At 33.1% G+C, this 14,695-nt stretch carries 17 protein-coding genes; 11 read left to right on the top strand and 6 right to left on the bottom strand.

What is annotated here, in order from left to right:
• Positions 1–323: 323 nt before the first annotated feature.
• The 11 genes from ACM55I_RS14875 to ACM55I_RS14925 all read left to right on the top strand — a co-directional run bounded on the left by ACM55I_RS14875 (position 324) and on the right by ACM55I_RS14925 (position 9,755).
• Entirely contained in the window at positions 324–959 is a 636-nt protein-coding gene (locus ACM55I_RS14875) for a porin family protein (protein ID WP_416847632.1), read from the top strand.
• 148 nt (positions 960–1,107) lie between these two features.
• A complete protein-coding gene (locus tag ACM55I_RS14880) occupies positions 1,108–1,260 on the top strand; it encodes a lmo0937 family membrane protein (RefSeq protein WP_156129387.1) in 153 nt (50 codons plus the stop codon).
• A gap of 34 nt (positions 1,261–1,294) precedes the next feature.
• Positions 1,295–1,573 (top strand): YtxH domain-containing protein, encoded by a 279-nt coding sequence (locus tag ACM55I_RS14885; RefSeq protein WP_416847633.1) that lies wholly within the window; start codon positions 1,295–1,297, stop codon positions 1,571–1,573.
• Between the two features lie 56 nt (positions 1,574–1,629).
• The gene (locus ACM55I_RS14890) at positions 1,630–1,977 is read left to right on the top strand and encodes a hypothetical protein (RefSeq protein ID WP_416847634.1); all 348 of its coding nucleotides are present in this window, start codon (positions 1,630–1,632) and stop codon (positions 1,975–1,977) included.
• Position 1,978: 1 nt separating this feature from the next.
• Positions 1,979–2,317 carry a hypothetical protein gene (locus ACM55I_RS14895; protein ID WP_416847635.1) on the top strand — a complete coding sequence of 113 codons (339 nt, stop codon included), beginning with the start codon at positions 1,979–1,981 and terminating at the stop codon, positions 2,315–2,317.
• 98 nt (positions 2,318–2,415) lie between these two features.
• Positions 2,416–3,300, top strand: a complete 885-nt coding sequence (locus ACM55I_RS14900) for a diguanylate cyclase (RefSeq protein ID WP_416847636.1) — start codon at positions 2,416–2,418, stop codon at positions 3,298–3,300.
• A 386-nt stretch (positions 3,301–3,686) separates the two neighbouring features.
• Complete coding sequence (locus ACM55I_RS14905) at positions 3,687–5,378, top strand: Ig-like domain-containing protein (protein WP_416847637.1); 1,692 nt, start codon at positions 3,687–3,689, stop codon at positions 5,376–5,378.
• Between the two features lie 4 nt (positions 5,379–5,382).
• Positions 5,383–7,416, top strand: a complete 2,034-nt coding sequence (locus ACM55I_RS14910; RefSeq protein ID WP_416847638.1) for an outer membrane beta-barrel protein — start codon at positions 5,383–5,385, stop codon at positions 7,414–7,416.
• Positions 7,417–7,639: 223 nt separating this feature from the next.
• On the top strand, positions 7,640–8,119 hold the full coding sequence (locus ACM55I_RS14915) for a nuclear transport factor 2 family protein (protein WP_416847639.1): 480 nt from the start codon (positions 7,640–7,642) through the stop codon (positions 8,117–8,119).
• Entirely contained in the window at positions 8,109–8,555 is a 447-nt protein-coding gene (locus tag ACM55I_RS14920) for a DUF1572 family protein (protein WP_416847640.1), read from the top strand. The genes ACM55I_RS14915 and ACM55I_RS14920 overlap by 11 nt, the downstream gene beginning before the upstream one ends.
• Positions 8,556–9,155: 600 nt before the next feature.
• Positions 9,156–9,755: an AI-2E family transporter gene (locus ACM55I_RS14925; protein ID WP_416847641.1), complete on the top strand. Its 600-nt coding sequence runs from the start codon at positions 9,156–9,158 to the stop codon at positions 9,753–9,755.
• 1 nt (position 9,756) lies between these two features.
• Here ACM55I_RS14925 and ACM55I_RS14930 read toward each other — a convergent pair whose 3' ends face one another.
• The 6 genes from ACM55I_RS14930 to menA form a co-directional block, all read right to left on the bottom strand.
• Entirely contained in the window at positions 9,757–10,803 is a 1,047-nt protein-coding gene (locus ACM55I_RS14930) for an o-succinylbenzoate synthase (RefSeq protein WP_416847662.1), read from the bottom strand.
• 42 nt (positions 10,804–10,845) lie between these two features.
• On the bottom strand, positions 10,846–11,202 hold the full coding sequence (locus ACM55I_RS14935; RefSeq protein WP_416847642.1) for a helix-turn-helix domain-containing protein: 357 nt from the start codon (positions 11,200–11,202) through the stop codon (positions 10,846–10,848).
• Positions 11,203–11,207: 5 nt separating this feature from the next.
• A complete protein-coding gene (locus ACM55I_RS14940; protein WP_416847643.1) occupies positions 11,208–11,501 on the bottom strand; it encodes a type II toxin-antitoxin system HigB family toxin in 294 nt (97 codons plus the stop codon).
• 100 nt (positions 11,502–11,601) lie between these two features.
• Complete coding sequence (locus ACM55I_RS14945; RefSeq protein WP_416847644.1) at positions 11,602–12,810, bottom strand: tetratricopeptide repeat protein; 1,209 nt, start codon at positions 12,808–12,810, stop codon at positions 11,602–11,604.
• Positions 12,811–12,983: 173 nt separating this feature from the next.
• Positions 12,984–13,661, bottom strand: a complete 678-nt coding sequence (locus tag ACM55I_RS14950; RefSeq protein ID WP_416847645.1) for a metal-dependent hydrolase — start codon at positions 13,659–13,661, stop codon at positions 12,984–12,986.
• Between the two features lie 76 nt (positions 13,662–13,737).
• Positions 13,738–14,688, bottom strand: coding sequence for a 1,4-dihydroxy-2-naphthoate octaprenyltransferase (gene menA, locus ACM55I_RS14955; protein ID WP_416847646.1), 951 nt, complete (start codon positions 14,686–14,688; stop codon positions 13,738–13,740).
• Between the last annotated feature and the right edge of the window lie 7 nt (positions 14,689–14,695).

The following is a 14,695-nucleotide window of genomic DNA, read 5'->3' on the forward strand; positions in this document are numbered from 1 at the left end:
CTCTAACAATTTGAAGCTTTAAAGACATACTGTAATCGCGTTGGGTGCGTTTTACATAATTTATGTTTTCTTCCATAACGATCTTTTTTGTGTATCGCTATTTCAGGACGGGACATAGATTTTAAAAGGCGAGTTTTTTAACTCGCCTTTTTTATTTCAATTCTTTTTTCTCCTGTCAAAAAACTTTATATAGCTCATAATCATCACTAAAATGTGTGAATAATATAAGTTTTATGGAAAGTATTGTAACACTTTTCTCCTCTTTCGAGCTGACCTTTGTAAGACATCAGATTTACTATAAATTAAATTTAAAGAAAACAAAAATGAAAAAATCAAAAATATTAATTTGTGCTTCCTTAGTATTAACTTTTATGGCTTTTACGGGAGTTAAGGCACAACAAAACGAACCTAAATTTGGTATTAAAGGTGGGGTTAATTTCTCCAATCTCTATACTGATAATGTTGATGATAATAATGTATTGACCGGTTTTAACGTAGGTTTATTTGCCAAATTACCCGTTACCAATTTTATTTCAATTCAACCAGAAATCTCTTATACCGGAAAAGGAGCAGAACTTGTTTATAACAATGCATTAGTAAGCGGAACTGCACAGTTTAAATTAGATTATATTGAAGTACCTCTTTTATTAGTGGTAAATGTTACAAAGAATTTCAATATTCATGCGGGACCTTATGCTGCTTACTTAATTAGTGGAAAAACAACAAACAAATCTAGTAACGGGAATTATAACTTCCAAGATAATATTAACACAGATGATTTCAACAGATTTGATGCAGGTCTTGCAGGAGGTCTTGGTCTTGATTTAGAACCTGTAAGTTTTGGAGTTCGCTACAATTATGGATTAACCAAAATTGGGAAAGATAATTCAAGCAGTAATTTCACTTCTCCAGATGCTAAAAACAGTGTCTTGAGTTTTTACGCTGCTTTTTCTTTTTAATAAAAAAAAGAATAGAATAAATTTCATATTAAGTTAAAAAATATTTTTTTTTATTTCATAAAATATTGCAAAACAATATATTACGATTTATTTTATTTTTAACTTTACTAATAACATTTTAAATACTAATCATTAAAAAATAGAAATCATGAGCAATCTTCTTTACACATTAGCAGTAATATTAATCATTTTTTGGGCAATTGGATTCTTTGCATACAGTGCTGGTTCAATTATACATGTTTTACTTGTTATTGCTATAATCGCAATATTATTAAGACTTATTCAAGGACGAAGATTATAATTAAGAATAGAAATAAATCATTAAAAAATAAATTATGAAAACAGATAAATTAGTATTAGGCGTATTAGGTGGTATTGCAGCAGGTGCATTAATGGGTATATTATTTGCTCCAGAAAAAGGAAAGAAAACAAGAAAAAGAATCTTAAGTAAAGGCAATGATTATGCTGATGACTTAAAAGATAAATATGAAACCCTATTAGGTACTATTACCAAAAAATATGAAGGTATCTGGTTAGAAGGTCAAGATCTACTTTCAGATGGAAAAGAGAAATTAGAAAAAACTAAAAAGGAAATTCAAAAATTAGAAATCTAATTCTAAGTAGTGTATTCATTAAAATATCAAACTATTAATTCGATTAAAATTAAGCTATGGACAACTACGCAACAACAATAGAAACGCTTTTTGAAAAAGCAGAGAATTATACAAGAACAACAGCCGAATTGGTAAAGCTTAATGCAATTGACAAATCAGCAGATGTATTGTCCTCTCTACTTTCAAGATTAACTGTTGCTATTGTTGTTGCAATGTTTGTTCTGCTAACTAATATTGGACTTTCTTTATGGATAGGTGAATTAATGGGAAAACCATATTTGGGTTTCTTTATCATAGGAAGTGCTTACTTCCTAATTTCAGTTATACTATACGCTTTTAAAGATCAATGGATTAAAACTCCTGTCAGTAATTTCATTATCACTAAAATGCTTAAAAAAAAATAGTATGAAAAAAATCAACCAAACAGATACACTCAATGAAACTATTGCATTATTAGAAAATAAACAAGCTCTAGAATTACTCTCATTAAAACAACAGTTTGAGCTAACGTATGAAAGTTTAAAACCTTTAAACATAATTAAAAGTGTTTTTAGTGAAATGACAACTTCATCTGATATAAAAGGGAATGTAATTAGTAATGTTATTGGAATGTCAACAGGTTATTTAACTAAAAAAGTTTTGTTAGGATCAACTCATAATCCAATAAAAAGAATATTAGGAACACTATTACAATTAGTAATTACGAATGTAGTAACAAAACATTCGGATAACATAAAATTATAGCTTCAGAACTGTTACTCATCAATTTTTGAAGAAATATCTTTTATAAAGAATATGTTTATAGCAATGTAAAAATTCTAACGGATTTGAATTGAAATAAAATGGATAAAAGGATAAAAAAGGAAGAATTAATACTAACTAATAAACAACTTGTTTTTCAAAATCAAGAAAAAGAAAAACGAGCTGCGGAACTTGTTATTGCTAATGCTGAACTTGCTTATCAAAATGAAGAAAAAGAGAAACGAGCTGCTGAATTGGTTATTGCTAATGCGGAGCTTGCTTATCAAAATAAAGAAAAAGAAAAAAGAGCTGCTGAATTAATTATCGCTAATACTGAGCTTGCTTATCAAAATAAAGAAAAAGAAAAAAGAGCTGCTGAATTAGTTATTGCTAATAAAGAACTGCTTTTTCAAAACGAAGAAAAAGAAAAACGGGCTGCTGAATTAGTTATAGCGAACAAAGAGCTGCTTTTTCAAAACGAAGAAAAAGAAAAACGAGCGATTGAATTAATTATAGCCAATAAAGAACTTGCTTTTCAAAACCTGGAAAAGGAAGAACGAACCGAAGAACTAGACTTCGCAAACAAGAAACTGGCATTTAAAAACCAAGAAAAAAGAATCCAGACAGCAGAACTAAACATAGCTAACAAAGAACTTGTTTTTCAAAATGAAGAAAAAGAAAAAAGAGCTGCTGAATTAATTATTGCTAATGCAGAGCTTAAAAAAGCAGAGGAATATCAAACAGAATACATCAATGGATTAGAGAAAATGATGTTCATGACCTCCCACAAAGTGAGACAACCAGTTGCAAATATTCTAGGTTTATCTTTTTTGCTTGAACAAGGAATAAATTCCCCAGATGAAATCAAAGAATTAATAAATCACATCCGACAATCTGCTTTAATTCTTGATACGTTCACAGAAGAACTCACCTTATTCATTTTCAATTTGGGTGAAAAAGGAAAAAATAAAATTAGGTGTAAATAAAATTATTTATTACAATTAATAGTATTGCAAACAACATTCCCTAATGTGTGTATTGATAAAATAGGGTTTAACTTTTTAACTAAAAAGTTAAACCCTATTTTATTTTAATAACAAAAAACTAGTAGAGAATTAATCTTCTACTAATAGATTAGGATCAACTATCAGTATTTCTTTACTAACTATTTCTAATCTTATTTTTAGAAAAAAACATCTATTCTAACACATATTTAAAAATATAAAAAATTGATTATCAATTTTTTGATAAAAAATACTAACATTTTTAATATGTGAATTTCACAAGTTATACTTCTAATTGTATAATACTTAAAGTCTAGAACAAACTAATCTTTGTGGTATAAAATACTTAATCCCCTAAATCAAAAAAAATGAAAGCTAAAAATTTAATGTTAACCTTTGCAATACTATTTATTGCATTAATTTCTGGTTGCGAAAATGACGATTTCCAAGAAATCGAAGGCGTTTGCCCAGTTGTCTTATCGACAAGTCCTGATAATGGCGCAATTAATATTGCTTTAGACAAAACTATTACAGTAGTTTTCAACGAAGAGATGAATGCAGCAACTTTTAACCAATCCTCTTTTACTTTACAAGGAACTGCTTTAGTTGCAGGAACAGTATCATTAAACGGAGACACTGCTTCGTTTGTTCCTACAAGTCCACTTACTCCTAACACAACTTATACAGGAAGAATTAAAACATCTGTTAAAGACCTAACAGGTAATTCTTTACAAGTTGATTACGTTTGGACATTTAGTACTGGTTCAACTGTTACGCCAATGGTAATTGCTACTGATCCAGTAAATAATGCCACTAATGTATTCCTTAATAAAATTGTCACCGCTGATTTTAACATGGCAATGAATCAGGCAACTATTAATGGGACAACTTTTACCTTAAAACAAGGGACAACACCAGTAGCAGGAACAGTTTCATACATTGGAACAACTGCTTATTTTACTCCTACTACTCCATTAACAGCTAATACAGTATATACTGGAACTGTTACTACAGGAGCTAAAAATGTACAAGGAACATCATTAACTAATAATTTTACATGGACATTTACTACTGGATCTGTTACGGCTCCTAAAGTAACCGCTACTGACCCTGCAGATAATGCTACAGGTGTTGCTGTTAATAAGATTATTACGGCTAACTTTAGCACAGCAATGGATCCTTTGACTATAAACGCTACCACATTTACTTTAAAAAATGGTAATACAATTGTACCTGGAGTTGTTTCTTATTTAGGTACAACACTATCTTTTAATCCTACAAATAATCTTTTAGCAGGAACTACCTACACTGCTACAATTAATACAGGAGCAAAGAATCTAGCCGGTATGTCATTAGCAAACGACTATGTTTGGAACTTTAGCACTAATTCAGCTTTAATTGGAAATACTGTAAATCTTGGTTCAGCAGAAAGATTTGGAATTTTATCAGGTGTTGGAGTTAGTAACAACGCTGGTTTTAGTGTAATTAATAACATGGATGTGGGTATAAGCCCAGGGGTTCGTTCTTCAATTACAGGATTTCCTCCTGCAATTATAGTGAATGGTGCAATTTATGCTTCTGACGATATTGCTCCTGCTGGTGTAGCAGCTATGTTAACTCAAGCAAAACTAGATTTAACTAATGCCTATCTTTTTGCTGAGGGAGCTTCTTATAGCGCACCTATAACGGTATCAGGTGACCAAGGTGGAAAAACACTTGTTGCGGGTATTTATAAATCAACATCAACACTTTTAGTACAATCAGGTGATTTAACACTTAGCGGTAGTGCAACTGATGTTTGGATTTTCCAAGTAGCATCTGCTTTTACCACTATTGGTGGAGCTGGTGGAAATATAAAACTTACCGGTGGAGCTCTTGCTAAAAATGTCTTTTGGCAAACTGGAAGCTCTGCAACTATTGGAGATTATACTTCATTTGTAGGTAATATATTAGCCTTACAATCTATAACAATGGGATCACATTCAACTGCTCAAGGTAGAATGCTTGCCAGAAATGGAGCTGTAGTAATGACTCACACAAATATAATCACTAAGCCGTAAAAAGATGAAAACTAAAACTAATTTTAAAATAGGATCATGCATTGCATGGTCCTCTAATAAACTGACCATAAATAGTATTGCAATAATTGCATTAGGATGGTTAAGTATTCAAACTCCTGTTCAATCACAAGAAACGCAAGTAATAAAGTACACAAAACCTTCATGGTATTTTGGAGTTGCAGGTGGTGCTAATTTTAATTTTTATCGTGGTTCAACTCAACAATTGAATGCTGGTTTCACCCCCCCTGCTGCGTTTCATGACGGAAATGGTGTGGGACTTTTCATAGCACCGCTTTTAGAATATCGCCCTGCTGATTCCAGATGGGGTGTAATGCTTCAAGCTGGATATGATAACCGTAAAGGATCTTTTGACCAAATTGTGACTCCGTGTGACTGTCCGGCAGATCTATCTACAAACGTAAGTTATATTACTGTGGAACCTAGTTTACGCTTTGCTCCTTTTAAATCTAATTTTTATCTATATGGTGGTCCACGTTTGGCATTCAACATGGATAAATCATTTAGCTATCAATTAGGAATCAATCCCGCATATCCGGATCAAGCAGCCAGTCCTGCAGTAACAGGTGATTTAAGTGATGTCAAAAAAACTATTTTTTCAATGCAAATTGGAGCTGGTTACGATATTCCTCTTTCATCTGATACAAACAAAACACAATTTGTATTGTCTCCTTTTGTTGCTTTTCAGCCTTATTTTGGCCAAAATCCACGTTCAACAGAAACATGGAATATAACAACTCTTAGAGCTGGTGTAGCGCTAAAAATGGGTCAAGGACATAATATCCAAGAATCAACTGATATGCTGAAGGATCATGAAGTTCAATTTTCTGTAAACTCACCTAGCAACGTTCCTGGTGATCGAAGAATGACTGAAATATTCCCACTTAGAAACTATGTATTCTTTAATATTGGATCAACTGAAATTCCAAATCGTTATGTTTTATTAACTAAAGATCAGGTTAAAGATTTCAAAGAAGACCAATTGGAAGTTTTTGCTCCAAAAAACTTGTCAGATCGTTCTAAAAGACAAATGATTGTTTATTATAATGTTTTAAACATCCTTGGAGATCGTATGCAAAAAAATCCTTCATCGACAATTACTTTGGTGGGCTCATCAGGGAAAGGTCCTGAAGATGGACTTGCAATGTCAGAATCAATCAAAATCTATTTAGTAAATACATTTGCAATAAATCCATCAAGAATAACGACTAAAGGTCAAAACAAACCAAATATCCCATCAGAACAACCAGGTGGAACACTTGAATTAGAACTGCTCCGTGAAGGAGATCGCAGAGTTTCTATCGAAAGTACTTCCCCAGATTTGTTGATGGAATTTCAAAGTGGTCCTGAAGCGCAATTGAAACCCGTGCAAATTGCTCCTTTGCAAGAAGCACCAACTGAAAGCTATGTAACCTTCAATAATAAAGGAGCTAACGAAGCTTTGTCTACATGGTCCTTACAAATAACTGATGAACAAGGAAAAGTACAAGCTTTTGGACCTTATACACAAGAAGAAGTAAGTATTCCTGGAAAATCAATTTTAGGCAGCCATCCAGAAGGTGATTACACCGTGAAAATGATTGGTCAAACTAAAAGCGGTAAAATTGTAGAGAAAGAAACTCCGGTTCACATGGTACTTTGGACTCCGTCAAAAATGGAAGAAGGTACGAGATATAGCATTATTTATGAATTTAATAAATCTAAAGCCATAAGTATCTATGAAAAATACCTTACTGAGGTAGTAACACCAAAAATTCCTGTTGGAGCAACAGTTATTATTCATGGTCATACTGATATTATTGGTGAAGAAGTTCACAATCAAGATTTATCTTTAGCTCGTGCTAATGATGTGAAAAGCATAATCGTAAGTGGTTTATCTAAATCCGGCAGAAACGATGTTAAATTTGAAGTACTTGGATATGGTGAAGACGAAAATAAATCTCCTTTTGAAAATAAAACCCCAGAAGAACGTTTTTACAATCGTACCGTAATAATCGATATTATTCCTGCAGCTAAATAAGGCATCGGAATAAAGAATATGATTTTTATAAATTTCAAAAAGAGGATAGAAACTTAAAAGCCTATCCTCTTTTTTTTGTTTAATTTTTTAAATTCTTAGTAAAGACAACACAATGAATAGCATCAAATTAGGAATAAATGATATTCATTTTTTTTACATTACTATTTAAAACTGAAATTTTAACAAAAAAATCATTATTTTTACTAATCACTTTATGTTAATTATGACTGCAAACGAGAAAATCCTTACCAAGTTCTATACTGCTTTTGCAAATGCTGACGCCGCTACAATGTGTGAATGTTACCACCCAGATATTCAGTTTCGGGATCCCGTATTTGGTTTATTAAAAGGAAATGATGTATGCCAAATGTGGAAAATGCTAATAGAAAGCAGTAAAGGGAACATAAAAATTGAATTCTCAGATGTAAAAGCAGATGAATACATTGGTGCTACTCAATGGATAGCAACCTATAATTTTAGCAAAACCAATAGAAAAGTTGTAAATGTTATTCAGGCCCAATTTCAATTTAAAAAGGGACTCATCATCAAACATTCCGATTATTTTGATATTTGGAAATGGTCTAAACAAGCATTAGGTACCACAGGATATTTATTAGGATGGACGGGCTTTTTTCAAAATAAAATACACCAAAAAGCACTGTTATCATTGAAGAAGTATAAAAAAACAAACCATGCTAATTGAAACTTTAAAATCGTTATTCGATAGCGATTTAAATAAATTAAAATCGGAGATTGAGTTATACCAAAATGAAAATAAAATTTGGCATATTCAAAACGGCATCACTAATTCTGCTGGTAATCTTTGCTTGCATTTAATAGGAAATCTAAATACATACATTGGAGCCGAATTTGGAAAGACAGGCTATATTAGAAACAGACCACTTGAATTTTCGCTTAAGAATGTTCCAAGAGGAGAACTAATAAACAAAATTGAAGAAACCATTGTTATTGTAAATAATGCGCTTAACAATATATCGGAAGAAGAATTAAAAAAAGAATACCCACTTTTAGTTTTTGAAACTAAGACTTCAACTGAATTTATGCTAATACATTTGACTACTCACCTAGCCTATCACCTAGGTCAAATCAATTACCACAGGCGCTTATTAGACTCTTAAACAAAAAATGACATTTATATCATTCGTTTTAACTACTATTTAAACGAATTTAAATCTAAAATATTACCCTAAAAGCGGATATGAAATAATAGTTATAATACAAGATTTGTATGATACAATTTTCCAAAAATCCCGTACCATTTCAGTCCAACAGAAAATATTCTGCTTTAGAAATTCTTCAATTTATAGTATTGTCCTGTTTGATTCTGTATTTTGGTAAGACGCTTTTTATTCCGTTAAGCTTTTCACTACTCATTAGCTTTATTCTGTTTCCCATTTGCAAATGGATGGAAACAAAAAGTATCAATAAAGGTATTGCTATTATTATTTGCATTTTTAGGAGTAACATTTTTAGCGGGATCTGTTATTTACTTATTGTTCACACAGTTCTCGGAGTTCCTGCAGAAATGGCAATCATTGCGGGTAAAACTTGCAGATACCATAAATCAATTGAGTATTTTTCTTTTTGAAAGACTTGACATCAGTGTTGAAAAACAATCCGAATTCGTTAAATATACGCTCGATAACTCTGGTTGACAAGCATTCTCAATATTACGCAACACCGCCTATTCCATATCAGAATCATTATTTATTCTGTTAATGATTCCCGTTTTTTCTGCGCTCATACTCTATCATCGTCAAATGTTATCGAATGCGCTCTATGAACTTTTCCCTCCAGAGAAAAAAAGTACCATTCATGAAATCCTCGTAGAAACCATCCATGCCTATTATAATTTCATAAAAGGTATCTTGATGGTATATCTCATAGTTGGACTATTAAACAGCATCAGACTATTGATTATTGGAGTGCCACACCCATTTTTGTTTGGTTTTATAGCCTCAATTCTAACTTTTATCCCTTATGTGGGAATAATGATATCGTCGCTTTTGCCCATTGCAGTTTCCTGGATAACGTATAATTCAATTTGGTATCCGTTAGGAGTCATTCTAGTTTTTTCTATTGTTCAAGCGCTTGAAGCCTATATCATATTTTCTTTTGCAGTGGGAAGCCGTTTGAAAATAAACACACTTGTCATCATTATCGTGGTAATTGTAGGAGGCATTTTATGGGGAGCTGCAGGAATGATTTTGTTCATTCCGTTCGTGAGCATCGTAAAACTGATTGCAGACCGTACACCAAGTTTAAAAACAATATCAGTACTATTAGGTGATGGTGAACAAAAGAAAGCCCCGAAATAATCTACTTCAAAATATCAAAATCAAACTTCCAATCCAACTCATTTTTATACCATAATTGCCCTTGTGAAACTTCGAGTGGACAGTCAAAATTATTGGTATACAATGCTCCGGTTCCTAATCCTTGAGGCATGGAATTATGCTGTAAAAAAGTCCATTGTGCAATCGCATTTAGCCCAATATTACTCTCTAATGCTGAGGTAATCCACCACCCAATTTTATACTTTTCAGCCAACGAAATCCATTCTTGTGTACCTCGAAAACCACCTACAAAACTAGGCTTCAAAATAATGTATTGCGGTTTGATTTTCTGTAATAATTGTTCTTTTTCGGCCCATGTAAACACACCAATCAACTCTTCATCCAAAGCAATAGGAAAAGGAGTGGATTTACATAGCTCTGCCATCCTGTCAGTGTGTTTTTTTTGTATCGGCTGTTCAATACTATGTAATTTAAATTCAGATAGTTGTATTAATTTATCTAAAGCTATATTTTCATCAAAAGCGCCGTTTGCATCAACACGAATTTCGACTTGTTCTGGAGTAAAATGTTCCCGAATAAACCGTAACAATTGCAGTTCTTTATCGAAATCTATCGCTCCTATTTTAAGTTTAATACATCGAAAACCTTGAGCTAATTTTTCCTCGATTTGTTGCTTCATAAACGACTCCTCACCCATCCAGACCAAGCCGTTAATCAGTATCGATTTTCCACCATTTACAAAGTCCGAAAGAAAGAGTAAAAAAGGAGTTTCACTCACCAAAGATTGGAACGCCATTTCGACTCCAAACTGTATCGAAGGAAACTCAATTAAAGCTTCCCAAAGTTGCTCTTTTCCAAGATGAATGTTGTCGCAAGTCCATCGTAATTTTTCTTCATAATCCGGTCGATCATCAATACTCAATCCGCGAAGAATTCCGCATTCCCCAATTCCCCTTTTACCGTCTTGTTCCAAGACGATAAACCAAGTTTCTTTTTCGGTCATTACGCCACGGGAAGTTCCGGAAGGGCGTTTGAAATTAAGAATGTATTTATGGTAAGTTGCTTTCAAGAAATTATGAGTTATGAATTGATATAATCTCAATCATCAATTTTAATATGTTTGAATTAAAACGTCTGTAGGAATATTTAATCGCTCATGCAGTTGACGAATCATTTCCAAAGAAAGTTTTCGTTTGCGATTTAGAATTTCACTTGCTCGGCTTTTTAAACCAACAATATTGGCCAAATCATTTTGATTATACCCCATTTGTTCCATTCTGAATTTTATGGCCTCAATTGGATCCGGCATACCAATGGGAAAATGGTCATTCTCATATTGGTCAATTAAAATACCCAGCACTTCCAATTCGTCACCTTCAGGCGAACCAATTTTAGCATCAAAAATAAATTCAAGTCTTTCAAGAGCTTGATTATAATCGTTTTCTGTTTTTACAGGCTTAATTTCCATTGTAATTAAATTTCGTTGGCGTTAATTTTATCATACTCTGCATGCGTTCCAATAAACCGGATCCAAACCATTTGATAATCAAAATTTATTTTAACTATTAATCGATAATTATTTCCTTTGATATTGAACACAAATCGATTGTCATTTAAAATACTAACACTTGGATATTCGTTTTTTATCTCGTTAGGATTTTTCCATTCGGATTTACTTGTTTCCTGAAACCAAGATTTTAATTGGTGCTCACAATCAGCATGAGCTAACCAAAAATCTCTCAATATTTTTTTTGCAATTACTCTCAAAGCTTATTTATTTTACAAAGGTAATAAAAAGTTCCCATTTTGGGAAGTTGTTTTTTTAAAGATTTAAAATCAACTAAATTATTTTTATTAAAACTCAAAGTTACTTTTCGATTAACTTCAAAACTCTTTCAAAATTATCATTTTTAATACCCGCCTTTTTGAAAGTCTCAAAATCAAGTTTTATTTTTTGAGTCCAACTCAAACTATCGGTTACGTTTTGAGATTGGTATTCCTTGTAAATAGCTTTGGCCGAGGAATAGTTATCATTCAATAAATAGGCGTGCGCCAAATTCAGCTTTATCAATAACTCAGAATCATCGAGCTTCTCGCCTTCTTTTAGGAATTTAATCGCTTTACCGTATTGCTTCGTCAGAATATAACTGTTTCCAATTGCATTATAATCCAAAGCAGTTGCCTTATTGTTGTTAATTATCGCATTCAATTTAGCTATTGCAGCGCCATAAAGACCTTGTTTCGCTAAATCCGACGCCTGTTTACGCAAACCATTATAAACTACATTAGAAGCGCCCGTTTCATTGAAACAGCTATTTCCAAAATCCTTAAAAGCTTTAGAACGCTCTATCGCCAATAATTTTTGGAATTCCTTAAACTTGTATTTAGATTGTATTTTATCGAGAATACATACGCAAAAATCATCTGAATTGGTCAATTTCTGAGCAATATTCGATGTTTTACATTGATCAATAATTGCTTTTCTATTTTCTAGAGTCCAACCACGACTGAGTTTACTATCAACCCACGGCACGACTTCGAGTATGATTTTTTGATTCATAATCCAGTTTTTACTTTCGAAACCAAACCATAAATTTCCTGAATTCGATTTCATACAAGCCGATTTTTCTGTAGAAAGCCGTTTAGCATCTTTACTGACTGGTGTATCCTGAACCAGACAAGCGTCATCAGTTTTTCCGTTTTCCTTGTATTTTAAAGCCAAATCACTGCTTGAAAAAATGGCATACTTGCATTTATCATCTCCCGATATTTTAGACAATATAAAAACCGCTCCTGCTGAGCCTTGACTGATTCCTGTTGGGTCTGGGATAGATTTTAAAACCGAAACCAAACTACCCGCTATTTGCTGATTTTTATCCAAAAGTGTTATTCTATAAACAACTTCGGTGGTTCCTTCCGGGAAATCTTGGGTTTTAATAATTATTCTGTCTCTTGCGGAAACCGAAATTTCTTCAGTTGTAGCACGAGCTTTGTCCCAATAGCCGTCTTTTTGAGAAGAAACGATATTTGCAGTAAATAGAAACAGAAATAAAACGATGAAATTCTTTTTTTGCATGATTGATTTAAAATTTAAACACGAAGTCCACAAAGTTTTTCGCAAGGTTCACAAGGCGTCAAGTCAACGACAACCCTAGCCCTGATAAAAGCGGTATCCTTTACTTGCTTTCTTTAAGCAAGCAAAGAAACAAGCGGATAGCAGGAAATTGCTTCGAAAAACTCGCAATGGCATTATAATTCGATAAAACTTCCTATTTCCAACAGCATCAAATCTTTTCCTTTATCAAAGAATTTACGAATGGCAGCTTCATGATCGATTTCGATATAACCAAAAGTGTCGTAATGATACCCCAGAATTTTATCGCAATCCACGAAATCAGAAGCAACAATCGCATCTTCGACATCCATGGTGAAATTATCGCCGATTGGCAGAATCGCCAAGTCGAGTTTGGTGCGCATAGGAATGAGTTTCATATCCATGGTAAGCGCAGTATCACCTGCAATATAGATGTTTTTATGTTCGCCTTCAATGACAAAACCGCCTGGATTTCCACCGTAACTGCCATCAGGAAAGGAACTGGAATGAATGGCATTTACATATTTCAGTTTCCCAAAGTCAAAATTCCAGCTACCACCGTGATTCATGGGATGCACTTGAAAACCTTTGGCGCCATAATGACCTGCAATTTCAGCATTGGAAACTACAACCGCATTGGTTCTTTTGGCAATTGCCTCCACATCCAGAATATGATCTCCGTGGGCATGCGTTATCAAAATATAATCGGCTTTTAAGGTGTTAATGTCAATATGAGCCGCTTTTGGATTAGCCGAAATATAAGGATCGACAATGATGTGTTTTCCACCAACTTCTATACCCAATGAGGCGTGACCGTAAAATGTTATTTTCATTTTTTTTTAATTTAAAGATTGAAATGATTTAAAGTTTTCAATTGATTTTGAAACTGTCATTGCCATTGATTTTTTTTCAATAATTATTCACGATCAAATCCGAAAAGAAGAAAATCATACACAACGCCAGCAATACTGAAAGTGCAAAAGTACTAAGCGCTAGTTTTTTTAATTCAGGATCTAATTCCTTCGGGTTATGATTCTTATATACGGTAATTAAATGTTTAGTTAAAGGAATGTATGCCAATAAAAACAAGTATTGATCAAAGTGAAAATGGTCTATAATTGCAAAAACCAATACCAAAATCATGGCTGTTACAATCAGAAAATAATGGTATATTTTAGCTTTGGCTCCGCCAATTTTTACAACAATCGTATTTTTATTTGATTTCCTATCCGAAGCTTCGTCACGCATATTGTTCAGATTTAAAACGCCGACGCTCAATAATCCAATGGCTATTGCGGGTAAAACCAATTCAAAATCCAGTTGTTTGGAATATAAAAAATTCACCCCCAATGTACTTACCAAACCAAAAAAAACAAAGACAAAAATATCGCCAAATCCTCGGTAACCGTAAGCTGTATTCCCAACTGTATAGCGAATAGCTGACACAATAGATAAAATACCTAAAACCAAATAGAATAAGGAATACCACAAATTAGTATCGGTAAAGGCAAAATAAATCAACAGCATCGCTGAAAGTAACGTCAATGCAGAGGTGATGATAATAGCGCGCTTCATGGCTTCAGGAGTAATAACACCACTTTGAATGGCACGTTTTGGGCCTACTCTGTCTTCATTATCTGTTCCTTTCATCCCATCGCCATAATCATTGGCAAAATTAGAGAGTATTTGCAATCCAAGTGTGGTCAATATGGCAAAGCCAAAAAGCCGCCAATTGAAAACTTCTGTTGGGGTTAATATAGCGTCCGTTGGGTGCGCCAAAGCATACATGCTTCCAACAATTATTCCGGATACAGATAATGGTAATGTTCGTAAACGTGCGGCTTCAATCCAATGTTTCATATTTTTT

The organism is Flavobacterium algoris, assembly GCF_048158525.1.
Taxonomy (GTDB): Bacteria; Bacteroidota; Bacteroidia; order Flavobacteriales; family Flavobacteriaceae; genus Flavobacterium; species Flavobacterium algoris.

Coding starts and splice junctions, on each gene's coding strand:
- ACM55I_RS14935 (WP_416847642.1), bottom strand. CDS start 11,202: ATGGAAATTAAGCCTGTAAAAACAGAAAACGATTATAATCAAGCTCTT.
- menA (WP_416847646.1), bottom strand. CDS start 14,688: ATGAAACATTGGATTGAAGCCGCACGTTTACGAACATTACCATTATCT.
- ACM55I_RS14950 (WP_416847645.1), bottom strand. CDS start 13,661: ATGAAAATAACATTTTACGGTCACGCCTCATTGGGTATAGAAGTTGGT.
- ACM55I_RS14900 (WP_416847636.1), top strand. CDS start 2,416: ATGGATAAAAGGATAAAAAAGGAAGAATTAATACTAACTAATAAACAA.
- ACM55I_RS14875 (WP_416847632.1), top strand. CDS start 324: ATGAAAAAATCAAAAATATTAATTTGTGCTTCCTTAGTATTAACTTTT.
- ACM55I_RS14895 (WP_416847635.1), top strand. CDS start 1,979: ATGAAAAAAATCAACCAAACAGATACACTCAATGAAACTATTGCATTA.
- ACM55I_RS14925 (WP_416847641.1), top strand. CDS start 9,156: ATGATTCCCGTTTTTTCTGCGCTCATACTCTATCATCGTCAAATGTTA.
- ACM55I_RS14885 (WP_416847633.1), top strand. CDS start 1,295: ATGAAAACAGATAAATTAGTATTAGGCGTATTAGGTGGTATTGCAGCA.
- ACM55I_RS14920 (WP_416847640.1), top strand. CDS start 8,109: ATGCTAATTGAAACTTTAAAATCGTTATTCGATAGCGATTTAAATAAA.
- ACM55I_RS14905 (WP_416847637.1), top strand. CDS start 3,687: ATGAAAGCTAAAAATTTAATGTTAACCTTTGCAATACTATTTATTGCA.
- ACM55I_RS14910 (WP_416847638.1), top strand. CDS start 5,383: ATGAAAACTAAAACTAATTTTAAAATAGGATCATGCATTGCATGGTCC.
- ACM55I_RS14890 (WP_416847634.1), top strand. CDS start 1,630: ATGGACAACTACGCAACAACAATAGAAACGCTTTTTGAAAAAGCAGAG.
- ACM55I_RS14915 (WP_416847639.1), top strand. CDS start 7,640: ATGACTGCAAACGAGAAAATCCTTACCAAGTTCTATACTGCTTTTGCA.
- ACM55I_RS14945 (WP_416847644.1), bottom strand. CDS start 12,810: ATGCAAAAAAAGAATTTCATCGTTTTATTTCTGTTTCTATTTACTGCA.
- ACM55I_RS14880 (WP_156129387.1), top strand. CDS start 1,108: ATGAGCAATCTTCTTTACACATTAGCAGTAATATTAATCATTTTTTGG.